At 44.9% G+C, this 14,419-nt stretch carries 14 protein-coding genes; 7 read left to right on the plus strand and 7 right to left on the minus strand.

From position 1 onward, the window contains the following. Window positions 1-4: 4 nt before the first annotated feature. Entirely contained in the window at window positions 5-661 is a 657-nt protein-coding gene (gene fabR / locus JZ784_RS03855) for an HTH-type transcriptional repressor FabR (protein ID WP_228128346.1), read from the minus strand. A 179-nt stretch (window positions 662-840) separates the two neighbouring features. On the opposite strand from fabR, the gene JZ784_RS03860 reads away from it, so the two are divergent. Together JZ784_RS03860 and JZ784_RS03865 are read left to right on the plus strand one after the other, a co-directional pair. Further along, the gene (locus tag JZ784_RS03860) at window positions 841-1,908 is read left to right on the plus strand and encodes a ferredoxin reductase (RefSeq protein WP_346314251.1); all 1,068 of its coding nucleotides are present in this window, start codon (window positions 841-843) and stop codon (window positions 1,906-1,908) included. A 15-nt stretch (window positions 1,909-1,923) separates the two neighbouring features. Continuing rightward, window positions 1,924-3,018, plus strand: coding sequence for an acyl-CoA desaturase (locus tag JZ784_RS03865; protein WP_346313873.1), 1,095 nt, complete (start codon window positions 1,924-1,926; stop codon window positions 3,016-3,018). Window positions 3,019-3,121: 103 nt separating this feature from the next. Here the strand turns inward: JZ784_RS03865 and JZ784_RS03870 are convergent, their stop codons facing one another. Both JZ784_RS03870 and JZ784_RS03875 read right to left on the minus strand, forming a co-directional pair. Beyond that, window positions 3,122-3,787, minus strand: coding sequence for an HAD-IB family hydrolase (locus JZ784_RS03870; RefSeq protein WP_346313874.1), 666 nt, complete (start codon window positions 3,785-3,787; stop codon window positions 3,122-3,124). Next, window positions 3,754-4,962: a DUF1615 domain-containing protein gene (locus tag JZ784_RS03875; protein ID WP_346313875.1), complete on the minus strand. Its 1,209-nt coding sequence runs from the start codon at window positions 4,960-4,962 to the stop codon at window positions 3,754-3,756. The genes JZ784_RS03870 and JZ784_RS03875 overlap by 34 nt, the downstream gene beginning before the upstream one ends. Before the next feature lie 551 nt (window positions 4,963-5,513). Here JZ784_RS03875 and pgaB point away from each other — a divergent pair. From pgaB to dusB, 4 genes are all read left to right on the plus strand, one after another. After that, a complete protein-coding gene (gene pgaB / locus JZ784_RS03880) occupies window positions 5,514-7,502 on the plus strand; it encodes a poly-beta-1,6-N-acetyl-D-glucosamine N-deacetylase PgaB (protein ID WP_346313876.1) in 1,989 nt (662 codons plus the stop codon). An 11-nt stretch (window positions 7,503-7,513) separates the two neighbouring features. Continuing rightward, window positions 7,514-8,806, plus strand: coding sequence for a poly-beta-1,6-N-acetyl-D-glucosamine synthase (pgaC, locus tag JZ784_RS03885; RefSeq protein WP_346313877.1), 1,293 nt, complete (start codon window positions 7,514-7,516; stop codon window positions 8,804-8,806). After that, complete coding sequence (pgaD, locus tag JZ784_RS03890) at window positions 8,796-9,212, plus strand: poly-beta-1,6-N-acetyl-D-glucosamine biosynthesis protein PgaD (RefSeq protein ID WP_346313878.1); 417 nt, start codon at window positions 8,796-8,798, stop codon at window positions 9,210-9,212. Before pgaC ends, pgaD begins: the two co-directional genes overlap by 11 nt. Window positions 9,213-9,494: 282 nt before the next feature. After that, on the plus strand, window positions 9,495-10,538 hold the full coding sequence (gene dusB, locus JZ784_RS03895) for a tRNA dihydrouridine synthase DusB (protein ID WP_346313879.1): 1,044 nt from the start codon (window positions 9,495-9,497) through the stop codon (window positions 10,536-10,538). Between the two features lie 66 nt (window positions 10,539-10,604). Here the strand turns inward: dusB and JZ784_RS03900 are convergent, their stop codons facing one another. Together JZ784_RS03900 and JZ784_RS03905 are read right to left on the minus strand one after the other, a co-directional pair. Further along, window positions 10,605-10,799, minus strand: a complete 195-nt coding sequence (locus JZ784_RS03900) for a hypothetical protein (protein WP_346313880.1) — start codon at window positions 10,797-10,799, stop codon at window positions 10,605-10,607. 245 nt (window positions 10,800-11,044) lie between these two features. Continuing rightward, window positions 11,045-12,088, minus strand: coding sequence for a nitronate monooxygenase (locus tag JZ784_RS03905; RefSeq protein ID WP_346313881.1), 1,044 nt, complete (start codon window positions 12,086-12,088; stop codon window positions 11,045-11,047). A gap of 256 nt (window positions 12,089-12,344) precedes the next feature. Between JZ784_RS03905 and JZ784_RS03910 the strand changes: the two genes are divergently transcribed. Then, window positions 12,345-12,866, plus strand: a complete 522-nt coding sequence (locus JZ784_RS03910) for a hypothetical protein (RefSeq protein ID WP_346313882.1) — start codon at window positions 12,345-12,347, stop codon at window positions 12,864-12,866. Window positions 12,867-12,929: 63 nt separating this feature from the next. Here the strand turns inward: JZ784_RS03910 and JZ784_RS03915 are convergent, their stop codons facing one another. Beyond that, window positions 12,930-13,634, minus strand: a complete 705-nt coding sequence (locus tag JZ784_RS03915) for a VIT family protein (protein WP_346313883.1) — start codon at window positions 13,632-13,634, stop codon at window positions 12,930-12,932. A gap of 122 nt (window positions 13,635-13,756) precedes the next feature. Further along, window positions 13,757-14,101, minus strand: coding sequence for a hypothetical protein (locus JZ784_RS03920; protein WP_005010492.1), 345 nt, complete (start codon window positions 14,099-14,101; stop codon window positions 13,757-13,759). Window positions 14,102-14,419: the final 318 nt, after the last annotated feature.

The raw sequence follows: 14,419 nt of genomic DNA on the forward strand, positions 1-14,419 counted from the left end.
GCCGTTAGCGGATTTTGGCTTCATCCAGATGGCGCGCGCCTTCCAGAATCATCCGAATCATAATCATAGTTTGTTCAGCCACTTCTTTGCGTTCGTCTGCCGGCAAATCAATCACTTTGGCGCCCATATTGAATACCAGCTGCGTAATGCCCTTGGCGACAATGTCCGGATGCGCCAATTTGCTTTGGTTGAGCCTTTCCAGAACAATCAGGTCTTCTTTCAGCTCTTGCTGGAAAAAATTCAGCTGGCGTTCGACCGCCTGCTTGTACGATGCTGAACCTGTATAGCCTTCGCGCAACAATAGGCTTAAATTGCCTTTATCAATATTGAGCTGTTCTATAAAGACTTCAACAGAACTGCGGATAATACTGTTTTGTTTAGATGCTTTCAGCCGCGCTTCATGCAGAATTTGACGCAGCACCAAGCCTGAACGGTCAATCAGTTCAATAGCCAGCTCATCAATATCTTTGAAATGGCGGTAAAAGCTATTTGGCGCAATGCCGGCTTCCCGTGCGACTTCACGCAGGCTTAATGAGGCGATGCTTTTTTGCGGACCAATTAAATGCAATGCTGCTTGAAACAGTTCTTCTTTTGTAATGGTCGCTTTACGGCCAACTGTGCGGACAGCATTTGTTTCAGGGATTGCTTGTTCTTGGAGCATAGTACCTATTTTCGCTTTCAATGCAGACGGAGTCATATTTTTCAAGGGATTAGAAACCATACCATATTATCGCAAAAGCTTACAGTTTTTGTAGGGTTTAGATAAAATGAACGAATATATATACAAATATATATACATGTGTATAATAATTATAAAACCGCAATGAGATGTCTATGACAATGCATGCACTTCAGAAAACGAAACAGCCTTTGAGTTTCTTTACAGAAAGCGTTATTGACTTCAATGCTGTCAATTTTTGGCTGCAGAAATTCAATCCGCTTTGGTCAAGCAATCAAGCTTTGGCGAAAGTCGTGCATAAGGAATTTGCCGCGGATGACATGGTCAGTTTGACTTTGCAGGTCAACCGCCATTTTAAATTCGGTGAAGCAGGTCAGCATCATCCAATATTTGTAACGGTCAACGGCGTACGTTATGAACGGACTTACAGTTTGACTCAATTGGATCATCAGCATGTGCTGCTGAGTGTAAAAAAAGTAGAAGCAGGCAAAGTCAGCACATGGCTGACAGAGCAGGCAAAAGCAGGCGATATTCTTGAATTTGGCATTCCATTCGGCGACATGACCGTTCCAAAGGAGAAACCTTTGGTTTTGCTGGCGGCAGGCAGCGGCATTACGCCGATGTACAGTTTGCTGAAATCCTTGAACCAAAACAATCAGCTCAACGCTCAGCCGATCCAATTGATGTATTGGGTAAAGCATTATGAAGATGCGGCGTTTAAAGCGATTTTTGAACAGTGGGCGGAAATAAACCCAAATTTCAGTGTTCAGATTTTCTATACACAAGAAGCGGATCACGATGCGCGCTTGAATGAAGCCCATGCAGCTGAAATTGAAAATTTAACTGACACAACTGTCTTTGCTTGCGGGCCTTCAGGCTTTTCTGGCAAAGCAGAAGAATTATTTGCTCAAACTGCGCAAGTGTTTAAAAGCGAAGCATTCAGTATGAGCCTTGCGCAAACTGACGATATTGGTTTTGTGAATGTCACATTAACGCAATCCAATAAAGTGGTCAGCATTCCAAAAGGCCAGTCTATTTTAGCGGGCTTGGAACAGCAGAATCTTAAGCCGACACATGGCTGCCGGATGGGCATCTGCAATAAATGCGTGTGCAACAAGGCTGAAGGAGCAACTAAAAATTTACTGAACGGCGCACAAAACTCAGAGCCTGGCAATGCATTGAAAATTTGCGTGAACTCGGCCCAGTCTGATCTCGTGATTGATTTATAAGGTAGGACAATTAACATGAATATGCCTGTAAAATTTGAATATTTTAAAAACCCGAAAAATCGTGAGCTGAGCCAGGCTGACTTGGATAATCTTGCGCTTGAGCTGGATGCCATTAAGCAAGAAGTGCTGGATGATATTGGTGAAAAAGATGCCAAATATATCCGCCGCGTTTACTCAACGATCCGCTATTCATCATTGGCAGGCCGCGCGCTGTTATTTGCAGGATGGTTTCCGCCGGCGTGGGTGCTGGGCACAGGCCTGCTTGGCTTTGCCAAAATTATGGAAAATATGGAATTGGGCCATAATGTCATGCATGGCCAATATGACTGGATGAATGATCCGAAGTTCCATGGCCCGAGCTACGAGTGGGACATTGTCGGCACTTCAGACAACTGGCGTCAAACCCACAACTATAAACATCATACTTATACCAATATTAAAGGCATGGATGATGACATCGGTTATGGTATGGTGCGCCTGTTCCCTGAGCAGCGCTGGAAACCGGGCTATCTTCTCCAGCCGCTGTACAGCATTCCATTTTGCTTGCTGTTTCAATGGGGGGTTGCCATTCAGAACCTAGAAATCGGCAAACTGCTGTATGGACGCAAGACTAAAGCGCAGGCCAAAGAAGAATGGAAGCCGATGCAGAAAAAAATCACCAAGCAATTGTTTAAGGACTATGTCTTTTTTCCATTAATTGCTGGGCCAGCGGCTTTACCGGTCTTTACTGGAAACTTAGTTGCAAACGGAATCCGAAATATTTGGACTTTCAGCATTATTTTCTGCGGCCACTTTACCAAAGATGTGGAAGTGTTCCCTAAATCTGTACTGCAAAATGAAAGCCGCGGTCACTGGTACATGCGTCAAATCCGCGGTTCTTCAAACTTAACAGGTTCAGAGGCCTTCCATATTTTAACTGGCCATTTAAGCCATCAAATTGAGCATCACTTGTACCCGGATGTTCCGGCGCGTCGCTACCGCAAGATGGCGCCAAAAGTGCAGGCGGTTTGTGAAAAATATGGTTTGAACTATAACAATGCCAGTCTGGTTAAGCAGTATGGCAGCGTCCTTAAGCGTATTGTGAAATATGCGTTTCCATTTAAAAAGTAAGCCGTATGCAATATAAATTGCACAATAAAAAAGCCATACAATGCATGGCTTTTTTATTGTGCAGAATTATGTTGTTTTAAGATTGAATCAGTTTGGGAATGAATTAAGGTGTATGGGCATAGCTGCTGCTTGAGGGAGGATGAGTCAATTTTGGCAGATCTGCATCGTTTCCGACCATAAAGCGGTGGTTTGCCAGTTCCAACATTTCCTGATCTTCAAAACTGTTGCCATAGGCATAGATATTGGCGTAATCCTGCAGATTGAATTTTTCTAAAATGCGCAGTTTTTTCTGTTCACCGCTGCAGTCTGCAGTCTGGTAGTGCCCTGTAATTTTTTGGTTTTTAATTTCGACTTCAGAGCATATTAAGTCTATGCCTAATAATTGGCAGATGGGTTTTAAATACAGATCGACTGACGCGGAAACCAGCGCAACATCATGGCCTAAATTTTGATGTTCGCGCAGCTGCTTGAGCAGGGCAGGGTTCAGTGAGTCCAGCAGTTTTTCGGCATATTCTTCAGCAATGCGCTGTACATCAAGCGCATCTGAATTGCTGAACATGGCGCGGTACAGTTTTGGGCGCATGGCATGCGCGGGGTAAAGGTTTAAATAGTAGCCTTGAATCCACGGCAGGATTTTAATCCCTTGACGGACAATATGCCGCTTCCGAAGTGAATAAAAAATAAACCCTGTAAAACTGTCTTTGCTGCACAGGGTTCCATCAAAATCAAAAAGTGCTAAATTTTTAGATGTTTTATTCTGTTCATGCATGTTTGATAGCGTCCGTTTACTCTGCTCGCGAACCAATTGGTGTTGTATTCTCTGCTCAGTTTTGGCCCCGAAATGACAACCTCCGGCATCATGGCATAAAAAGGCTCTTTGCCGGTTTTTTCTTTGTACAATTTGGTGACAGCACGGTAGGTGGCTGTATCTTCAAAATCTTGGTCTTTTTCTTTCTTTAAATCAGCCCTGATTTGGCGCGGCGTCAAAATCACGTTATTCGCCGAAAAGACTTTAAGCAATTCTCGTTCAGATTCACTTTTTGCTGAACGCGGCGAGCCGTCTTTATCATACAGCAATAAGTCGCCATCCAGACTTAATTCAGCTTCTGTCAAATCATTCAGCATGCTTTGAAAGGCCGCATTGCGGCTCGAATAGCGCCCTGAGTTGTAGTCGGCAAAGCGGTAAATAGGCTTATCATAATCAGCCGGGTACATCATGAGGCGGTGGATGCCGTAATACATGCCGCCGTACTGGGTATACATATCTGAACGCAGTTCAGCGATACTGCCGCCTTGGCGTTTATGCGCTTTGGCATAGCCAATATGAACCTGCATAGAACCCAAAGTGGTAATCGGGTTCATTTTTTCACCGATGTCCTGGCCGACCAGCTTGGCTGCGCCGGTTAATGCGCTGACATGGTAGTGCTTAGACATATAGTCAAAAATTTCGCGGTACAGCTCGTCCAGCTGACGTTCTGTTGTGACTTTGCGCATTTGGCTTAAATAGTTATTGTCTGGGCTGGGCTGGGTTTTCAGAACCTCTTCAAAATAGCCCGCCATTGTACCGCCAATACCGTCGCCTAATTTTTCTTTAAACTTCTCGTCCAAACGGGTTTGCACTTCTTTAACCGCTTTTTCACCGAGGCCCGGCACTTGCGGGTCAGCAACAAAGTTGGATTCCTGATCAATCACAGCCACAATCGAGCAGATGTTTTGCTTGGTCTGAGGAATGCCCAGCTGATCGGTAATGTCGTAAATATCCTGCGCCCAAGATGAGCGATTTTGCACCCGCGGCGGAATCGCCTTGCGGATTTGTTCTGCATTTAAGGTGGGTTCATCATTTTTAGACCACCAAGACCCATTGCCGCAAGCCGCTAAACTGATTGAGAGGGCCAAAACAGATATTGTTTTAACACGGGCAGAGTATGCAAAAGTTTTTTTCATATCGTAGAAAGCATGTTCCGAAAAGATGAGCCGCAGGGCAGGTGCAGTATACTATGGCTGCTGGTAAAAGGATGAACTAATCTTGTATCCTTCTTGAAAATACAGCAAGTTTTTGGCCTTTGTCTATGCTGCTGAGCAACTATTTTATTGGCGCTGTTCTGTTGCATATCTTCAGGTTATTCGGCAGTTAATGCGGCTTATCATATCGGCAATGATTTGCAGGTTCTAAGGCTTGTCAGAAGCTTGAAGTGCAGAAAGCGGACATTCACATACCTGTGAAAATGGCGCAGCGCGATGAGGCGCCAACGAATAAAAATAATACAGCATGAATGTTTGATTGTTTCATGCCTTCAGTAGGCCTAGGCGGTTTGTTAAACAGGATTTTCAGTCTAAATCGCTCTTCTGCATGGTGATTTTAAGATTCATTTCATCTTGAGTTGGTAAAAAGTATAAACGGAAACTGAACTTGAATTTTTGTTAAGGAAAACGAAAATATCTGGATGATGTAAGTTCAAGATTCAGTTTCTGCTTTTAATTTTGAGCAAATCTCCATGAAAATTCGTTTTCTTCTTAATATTCTTGCAGCATCACTTTCAGCCTCTGTATTTTACACCCCTATGGCATGGGCGAAAGCAGCATCCAGCGACCAAACTTTGACCGTGATTGGCTATCATGAAATTATCAATAAGCAAAATGCGCTTATTCCTGAGTATGCTGTAAGTTCGGCTCAATTTGAAAAGCATATCGAATGGCTGAAAAAGAATGGCTATCATTTTATCAATGTCGATCAATTGCTGCAGGCGCATGCAGGCAAAGCACGCTTGCCCGCTAAACCGGTATTATTGACCGTAGATGACGGCTATGAGTCTTTTTATCAAAATGCTTATCCAATCATTAAGGCCAATAAAATACCTGCAGTGCTGGCTGTAGTCGGCTCTTGGCTGGAACCGGCGGAAAATCAGAAAATCAATTTCTCAGATGAGATCATTCCGCGCAATGCAATGCTGTCGTGGGAACAGCTCAAAGAAATGCAAAACAGCGGTTTGGTTGAAATTGCCAGCCACAGCTACAATCTGCACCGCGGTATTTTAGGCAACCCGCAAGGCAATTCAGAGCCGGCTGCTGTAACACGCCTCTATGACCCGAAAACAGCCTCTTATGAAGATGACCTGCATTATCAGCAGCGCATTACTGAAGATTTAAGGCACAACAATCAGCTTTTGAAAGCGCATGGCATTCAATCCCCGCGTGTGATGGTTTGGCCTTACGGACGCTATAATTTGCAAACAGTGTCTATTGCCAAGCATTTGGGCATGCCGATAGCCATTAGTCTGGATGATGGCGCTGACTCTGCGAAAAGCGCGCTGAATCAATTAAACCGGATCTTGGTAGACGGCAATATGTCCACCAATGATTTGGCGCAGGAAATTGAAAACCGGCAAAAGAATTTGGGCGATAACAACCGCCCGCAGAAAATCATGCATATTGATTTGGACTATATCTATGATCCGAATCCTGCACAGCAGGAGCGGAACCTCAGCAACCTGCTGGACCGCATAGAAACAATGAAAGTGAATACAGTGTATTTGCAGGCGTTTTCAGATCCTGATGCGAATGGCTCTGCAGATATGGTGTATTTCCCGAACCGCTATTTGCCAATGCGTGCCGACTTATTCAACCGGGTGGCTTGGCAGATTCAAACCCGCACCCATGTCAGCCGTGTATATGCGTGGATGCCTTTGCTGGCGTGGGAGTTGCCAAAAAATAATCCGGTGGCTGATGATGTTGTCGTCACGCAGCAAAGCGGCGACAGCGCACATTTAAATATGGGCTATAAGCGCCTCAGCCCTTTTTCTTCAGATGCGCGTAAAATCATTGCCGGCATTTATACAGATTTGGCAAAGTCTGTGCCTTTTAATGGCATTTTGTTCCATGACGATACAACTTTGTCCGATTATGAGGATGCCAGTCCTCAAGCCATACAAGCCTATGCGTCTATTGGGCTGCCAAATGATCTGGCCGCAATCCGCAGCAATGATGCCGATTTGCAGAAATGGACTGCGTTTAAAACAAAATCGATTGATGACTTTGCTTTGTCTTTGGCTGCGGATGTCCGTCAGTATCAGCCATTTCTGCTGACTGCGCGCAATCTGTATGCGCAGGTCGCACTAAAGCCTTATGCGGAAAACTGGTATTCGCAGTCTTTAGAGGAGTCTTTAAGACGCTATGATTTCACGGCCATTATGGCGATGCCATATATGGAGCAGGTGCCGAATGCCGTGCAGTTTTATCAGGATATTGTCAATCGGGTCAAAAAATATCCAAATGGCATTAAGAAGACTGTATTTGAACTGCAGGCGGTAGATTGGCGCAGCAATCAAAAGATCCCATCCGATGAGATGGCTAAAACCATTCAGTCCTTGTATGAACAGGGTGCAATGCATGTTGCCTATTATCCGGATGATCCGATTAAAGATCATCCAGACAGCAGCGTAATGCGCAAAGCCTTTGATTTGAAATCAAGCAAACTTATTCCTTAGAGGAATTGATTATGTTGGCATTTCAGCATTTTTGGCATTCGGCTTTGCACTTTGTTTTTTATTATCCATTGTTTATGTCATACCTTTGGATGGTTGGGGCACTGATTTTCTACTGGAAAGAGCGCAAAGATCCGCCGTATCAGCAGCCTGCAGCTTTAACGGAGTACCCAAAAGTTGCAGTTTTGGTGCCTTGCTTTAATGAAGGTGACAATGCGGAAGAAACACTCAGCCATGCGCTGGCGTTGCAGTACCCGAATTTTGAAGTGATTGCGATCAATGATGGCAGTTCTGACAATACGGCAGAGGTTTTAAACCGCCTCGCCCTGCAGCATGAAAAGCTCCGCGTGGTGCACTTGGCGCAAAACCAAGGCAAAGCAATGGCCTTGCAGGCGGGCAGTTTATTGACGGATGCTGAGTATTTAATTGGCATTGATGGTGATGCGCTGCTCGACCCGCATGCGGCATCATGGATGATGCGCCATTTTCTTGAAGATGAAACCGTGGCCGCTGTGACCGGAAATCCCCGTATTCGCACCCGTTCCACCTTAATCGGGCGGATTCAGGTCGGAGAATTTTCCTCCATTGTCGGCATGATTAAGCGTGCGCAGCAAAGCTTCGGCAGGCTGTTTACTGTGTCGGGGGTCATTACCGCTTTTCGTAAAAGCGCTGTGCACGCTGTTGGATATTGGTCGCCAGATATGCTGACTGAAGATATCGACATCACTTGGAAGCTGCAGCGGGCAGGCTGGAATATCCATTTTGAACCCAATGCACTGGTTTGGATCCTGATGCCTGAAACATTGAATGGCTTATGGAAACAGCGCCTGCGCTGGGCCATGGGCGGGGCGCAAGTGCTGCTGAAAAATATTGATGTCTTGATGAAGCCGCAGCTGAACTTCTTATGGCCGCTGATGATGGAACTCATTTTGACTTTGGTTTGGTCCTATTTGATGCTGCTCTTGGCCGTGGTCTGGCTAGTGCATTTTATTGTGCCTATCACCGGTGTCGGAGATATCGGTTCACCATTTTTACCGTATGGAACGGGGATGCTGCTGGGGGCAACCTGCCTGCTCCAATTTGCGGTCAGCAAATGGATGGACAGCCGTTATGAGCCCGCCTTAGCGAAGAATTATTATTGGATGATCTGGTATCCCTTTGTATTTTGGCTGATTACCATCACCGCAAGCATTGTGGCTTTTCCAAAAGTTTTAAAATTAGGTACGGGGCAGCGTGCGCGCTGGGTCAGCCCAGACCGCGGCATACGCATCAACAATTCATTAGAGAATAAAACAAATGAAAAATAACGGCTTAATTATTGATTTGCGCCATCATCTGCCATGGCATAAGCGCTATGCATCCAGTACCAGTACGGCCGTGATGTGGGCGGTATGGCTGCTGCTGTGGCGTCCGGTGCTGCTGGTTGCAGGTTTCATCAGCCTGCAAAAGCACCATGTATTGCAGCATTTATTCGGCGCTTTTGGTTTGGGGCTAGAACACGGGATAACCGCATTGCTGGCCTGCGCCGCCGCTTTACTGCTGTGGTCTAACTACATGCCTGCTAAGACTGTGCAAAAAACACAGCAAAAAACCATGACCGATTATGTGCATCATTTTAATGTGCCTGTACAGGAAGTGGAGCAGGGGCGCCAGCAGAAAATCAGTATTGTTCATCATGATGAACAGGGAAAAATTGTGCGCATTGAAACTTAAATTTTGAATCGCTTGGCTGAATGTCCTGACTGCTGAATCCAGAGTTTTCACGGTCAGGGCTTATTATATTTGCTCAGCATTGGCTAGAGTTTTTGCGCAGAAAGTTTTAGACTTGCTTCCCATTGAAATTTCTCCTTCAAGGGCTGTCACGTTCTCTTTGCTTGTATATCAGCATGGCGGTTTCCTTTGCAGGCTATTTGGAAAACGGCGTTTTCTATTTGGCCATTCAGCAAGGCATTTTGCACAACGTACAGCATCATCATCGCGCGTGGACACTTTTGCATGACTCAGCATATTGTAATCAAAGAATTGTTTGATAAACCTATTGGGAAAAAACTATGGGTTGCGCCGATGGCGGGCGTCACTGACCGCCCATTCAGAACATTGTGCAAATACTTTGGCGCAGGCCATGCAGTCAGTGAAATGATGACTGCAGATAAAACGCTGCGTATGAGCAAAAAGAGTTTATACCGCGCGAATTTTGATGGTGAAATTGCGCCAATTTCAGCGCAAATAGCCGGTTCAGATCCACAAGAGCTTGCTGAAGCAGCGCGCTATCAAGTTGCTAATGGCGCGCAGATTGTCGATATTAATATGGGCTGCCCTGCAAAAAAAGTCTGCAATAAGCTGGCAGGTTCCGCTTTGCTGCAGGATGAAGCTTTGGTTGCGCGTATCTTGGATACAGTTGTGGCAGCTGTAGATGTTCCGGTCACGCTGAAAACACGTTTGGGCTATTTAAATGGCCATGAAAATATTATGCGTGTTGCAAAGCGCGCAGAAGAAGCGGGTATTGCCGCCTTAGCCTTGCATGGCCGGACCCGTGAAGACATGTATTTAAACACGGCTCGCTATTCGCTGATTAAAGACGTGAAAAGCATGCTGAACATTCCAGTGATTGCCAATGGCGATATTGACAGCCCTGAAAAAGCTAAATATGTGCTGGATTATACAGGTGCGGATGCCGTGATGATTGGCCGCGCTGCGCAGGGGTGTCCGTGGATTTTCCGTGAAATTGCCCATTATCTGGAAACAGGCGAGTATTTGACTGCACCTAATATTGAAGAAGTCAAAACTGTATTGCTTGGCCATTTAAGCGAGCTGTATGAGTTTTATGGCGAATATTCAGGCTGCCGGATTTCGCGCAAGCATATTGCCTGGTATACCAAAGGCCTGCGTTCCAGTAATGAATTCCGTCAAAATATGTACAAGGTTGAATCCACAGCCGATCAATACAAAGTTGTTGAAGAATATTTTGACCATCTTTTAGCGCATGGCGAAATTATGAGTGATGTGCAAACAGAAGCTGTAAATTTATTGGATCATTAATTTTTGAACAGCATTTATTCTTATGCCTAAAGAGGTTTAAAAAATCATTGGCATACATTGCATCATTTATTTTATGTTTTGAGGCGGAGCTTCAATTTTAGCCAATGCGTCAGTTTGACTTTGTGAGGCGGAATCAGTTTTGTTCTTTTCTGGGCCCAATTGCACAGATGAATTGCTGGCGGCAGCATGGTCTGCCTTAATATGCATCGCTGTATCCGCTGAGAAACCGATTAAAACCAATGCAAGCAGAGCGATAGCCATAGTGTTGAACTTTTATTTAAATTATTGTGTCTAAATTTACATAATTATAACGAAATGCGATATCCCTATTTTTAGGTATTTTTCAATATTTTAAAAACTTAGGTTTACCTTGTGACCAAGTTTTGCAATTCAGCTTGCTGTTCTTACATAAAATAAATCGACAGTTTTCAATTGCTGATGAAAAAATGCTGAAAACAGAACCGGCTATTTTCAGCTGAATAGCTGTCAAAAATACAAGCTGACGCTCAGGCAAAATTCATTTCCAGCACCAGCTGATTAATCAGGTCAGCCGCTTCTAATTCACGGATCTGCGCTACATTGCTGCCGGCCCAAAATGCGCCAAAACCATGATCGCCTTGCTGTGATGCGGCAGCATGCAGCTGTTTACCTATATCATAGGCATAAGGGTAAGCGGGAACTGACGGTCTGTCGGGCGTATCAATGTCCATATGCCAATGATTGATTAATCCCCGCGCAGGGCGGCCTGAAATACTGGCTGTGATTTGGGTGATTGGCTGGTCAAACAGCGCTTTGCGATAGGCGCCATTGGCGTTGGAGCTTTTGCATTGAACAAATGCCGTGCCAAGTTGTACCGCATCTGCGCCCAAATTAAGCAGACTCTTTGCCTGCTGGCCTGACATAACTCCGCCGGCTGCCACGATTGGCAGCTGACAATGCTGTTTAAACAATTGAACTAAATCAGCAGTTCTGACACTGCTGTCAAAACTTTCATTGAAGATGCCGCGGTGTCCGCCGGCTTCTATGCCTTGAGCAATAATGATATCGATGCCTGCCGCTTGAATTGCTAGAGCTTCCGCCAAATTTGTTGCGGAAACCATGGTCAGAATGCCCGCGGACTTTAAAGCCAGAATTTGATGTGCATGCGGTATGCCGAAATGGAAACTGACGGCTTGAGGGCGTGTTTCCAAGATCAGCTGTAAAAAGTCATCATTATCTAAAAAGCTTGGGTAGATACAATTCAGCTGTGCCGGCGGCATTGCGCTGTATGTATTGAATTGGGGTTTAAGGTAGTCAATCCATTGCTGAGCCTTATATGGATCTAAAACCGCGGGCTGATGGCAGAAAAAATTAACTTGAAAAGGCTGATCTGTCAGTGCTTGTGTTTTTAAAATTTGATCCCGTGCAGAGGACACCGTACTGGCGCCTAAGCCTAAAGCGCCTAAACCGCCTTGATTGGAAACTTCCGCGGCCAGTTCAGGTGTCGAAACGCCCGCCATTGGCGCTAAAAAAATTGGGTGTTTAATGCCCAAATGTTTTAATAAGCTCATGCACTTATCTCCTTGTATCTCTTCACTTTGCCCAAGGAGCGCGCATTAAGCAAATTATATTCGCTATTTTTTCGGAGAATAATATATAGGGTGCTTGCTGACAGCTGCTGTATGGTGAGCGCCAAATTTAAGGGCAGGGTATTGGCTATATTGAAAATAGCCGCTGCGCAGCTTTGCTGAACATGGAGTTTCCCTGTTCAAATATGCGATTTCAGGCATAATGGCGCGCAAGATTGAAATTAAATTTAGGGTAGATATGAAGCGAATTGCCGCTGCTGCAGTATTTTCCAGTGCGCTATTTACGGCGTGTTCCAATCAAGAGCCGCAACAGCCGGCGGTGAATGAAGCAGCATATGCAGCCAAAGATGCGCAAGATTTACAGCAGAAAATCAATCAGCTGAATATGCAATTTTCTGAAAATTTTAAGCGCTTTAAGCAGGCAGAAAGTTTGGCTTTTTCAGATCAATCGGCTTTAGATGTGAATAATTTAAAAACACTGCATTTGCATACAGTCAGTTCGACTTCGTTAAAACCCAGCAAAGAAGCTTATTGTAAAATGATGAACGCTTATTTCAATGAGCTGTACCGTTTAGGGCATTTTAATTTGAATAAGCTTGATGGGGTGAAGATGAACAATGCGCCCGCATCTAATCTAAAAAGCAAATTTTCTAATGCGGACGCGTTCTATACCTTTGTTTTGGAAGAGCATACGACATATAAGCAAGCGCAGCTGGGAATGGGTTTTGGCTGCAACTTGCGCGGTGCTTTAACTCCCTAAGCCAATACCGAAATATACATTTAGCTTGGAATAATGGGGCGCTGGCTGCTTATCATGGTTTGCCTACGGCACTGCTGAAACATTGAATAAAGAACCTACCCAGCTGGAAAACAGCATGGCCGCGATTCCCCATGCAGTAACCCGGATAGCGCCTTTAAGCAGAGGTGTCCCTGCAGCATAACTGGAAAGTGCGCCAAGGCATGCAAGGGATAAGATGCCTACAATCATCACACTGACAGAGATATATTGATCTGGGCTCAGCAATATGGAAAGCATGGGAAAGAGTGCGCCAACGGAGAATGCCAGTGCGGATGAACCTGCTGCCTGTAAAGGATTGGCGGAGGTATTTTCATGAATGCCGATTTCATCGCGGGCATGTGCTTCTAATGCGTCTTTTTCTGTTAATTGCAGTGCAACTTCATGTGCCAGTTCCGGGGTTAAACCGCGGAGAATATAGATTTGGGTCAGTTCCTTTAATTCGTGGTGCGGATTTTTTTCCAGTTCCCTGGCTTCCATGTGAAGGTCAGCTTCTTCAATATCAACTTGAGATTTGACTGAAATATATTCACCGGCCGCCATTGAGCTTGCGCCAGAGATTAATCCTGCAACACAGGTGATGAGTAAGGTATGTGATGATGCGCCGCTGGCCGCCATGCCCATAATAAGGCTGGTGACTGAAATAATGCCGTCGTTTGCACCCAATACTGCTGCGCGGAGCCAGCCAGTGCGATGAATATAATGTTTTTCGCTATGATGTGATAATGGCATGAAGCGTACTCGTGGCGTTCATTTATTGTATAAAGAGCATAATTAAGTTGAGGCTGCAAGCTTGCAACTCTGATTTGATGAAAAAAAAGCCTTCATAAAGAAGGCTTTTTTATGAAGCTGATTTAGTGCTGCGCTTTTTCTTTCACATCAGCAGCACCTTTTTCAACAGCGGCGGCAGCATCAGCTGTTGCTTCTTTAGTGACTTCTTTTACATCATGAGCAGCGGCCTCAGTTTTGGCAGCCGCTTCATCAGCTGCTGCATCAATTTTAGCAGCAGCGTGATCAGCAGCGGCTGTAGTTTCAGATGCGGCATGATCTGCTGCATTCTTAATGTCATGAGTTGCTTGGCTGGCTGCATTTTCTAAATGTTCACCAGTAGTCGCGCCGGTTTCAGGCGCTTTTTCTTTGTTACAGCCTACAAGCGCAACAGTAGCGGCCAAGCCTAAAGCAACAAGTAATTTATTCATTGTGTTATTCCTCTTTTTGTTATGCCCGTAGCATGGGCTGAAAATATATTAGCCGAAAGAACAATCAAGATCTGAACGAAAATTGTTGATTAAGTGTAATTTTTTATTTTTTAGTGTTGACCTCATTGTCTATTCTTAGAATCTTAATGGCATTAAAACTTCAAGTGTTGCTGGCAATAAAATTGATGCATAGACATTTTTGATCCAGTTATTCAGTAAAATTTTTCACCGTCATGGCTGCATCTGCCGAATGCAGCCATCATTAACCCAGTTGCTGCGTTAGGCAATTGCACTGCTCAGGGGCGTTATCAACACTTT

This window comes from Acinetobacter sp. CWB-B33 (assembly GCF_039655955.1).
Classification (GTDB): domain Bacteria; phylum Pseudomonadota; class Gammaproteobacteria; order Pseudomonadales; family Moraxellaceae; genus Acinetobacter; species Acinetobacter bouvetii.

Excerpts from the sequence above, each read along its gene's own strand:
- pgaD (WP_346313878.1), top strand. The coding sequence starts at position 8,796 with ATGAAAAATAACGGCTTAATTATTGATTTGCGCCATCATCTGCCATGG.
- fabR (WP_228128346.1), bottom strand. The coding sequence starts at position 661 with ATGCTCCAAGAACAAGCAATCCCTGAAACAAATGCTGTCCGCACAGTT.
- JZ784_RS03875 (WP_346313875.1), bottom strand. The coding sequence starts at position 4,962 with ATGAAAAAAACTTTTGCATACTCTGCCCGTGTTAAAACAATATCTGTT.
- pgaB (WP_346313876.1), top strand. The coding sequence starts at position 5,514 with ATGAAAATTCGTTTTCTTCTTAATATTCTTGCAGCATCACTTTCAGCC.
- JZ784_RS03905 (WP_346313881.1), bottom strand. The coding sequence starts at position 12,088 with ATGAGCTTATTAAAACATTTGGGCATTAAACACCCAATTTTTTTAGCG.
- JZ784_RS03860 (WP_346314251.1), top strand. The coding sequence starts at position 841 with ATGCATGCACTTCAGAAAACGAAACAGCCTTTGAGTTTCTTTACAGAA.
- dusB (WP_346313879.1), top strand. The coding sequence starts at position 9,495 with ATGACTCAGCATATTGTAATCAAAGAATTGTTTGATAAACCTATTGGG.
- JZ784_RS03915 (WP_346313883.1), bottom strand. The coding sequence starts at position 13,634 with ATGCCATTATCACATCATAGCGAAAAACATTATATTCATCGCACTGGC.
- pgaC (WP_346313877.1), top strand. The coding sequence starts at position 7,514 with ATGTTGGCATTTCAGCATTTTTGGCATTCGGCTTTGCACTTTGTTTTT.
- JZ784_RS03865 (WP_346313873.1), top strand. The coding sequence starts at position 1,924 with ATGAATATGCCTGTAAAATTTGAATATTTTAAAAACCCGAAAAATCGT.
- JZ784_RS03870 (WP_346313874.1), bottom strand. The coding sequence starts at position 3,787 with ATGCATGAACAGAATAAAACATCTAAAAATTTAGCACTTTTTGATTTT.
- JZ784_RS03910 (WP_346313882.1), top strand. The coding sequence starts at position 12,345 with ATGAAGCGAATTGCCGCTGCTGCAGTATTTTCCAGTGCGCTATTTACG.
- JZ784_RS03900 (WP_346313880.1), bottom strand. The coding sequence starts at position 10,799 with ATGGCTATCGCTCTGCTTGCATTGGTTTTAATCGGTTTCTCAGCGGAT.
- JZ784_RS03920 (WP_005010492.1), bottom strand. The coding sequence starts at position 14,101 with ATGAATAAATTACTTGTTGCTTTAGGCTTGGCCGCTACTGTTGCGCTT.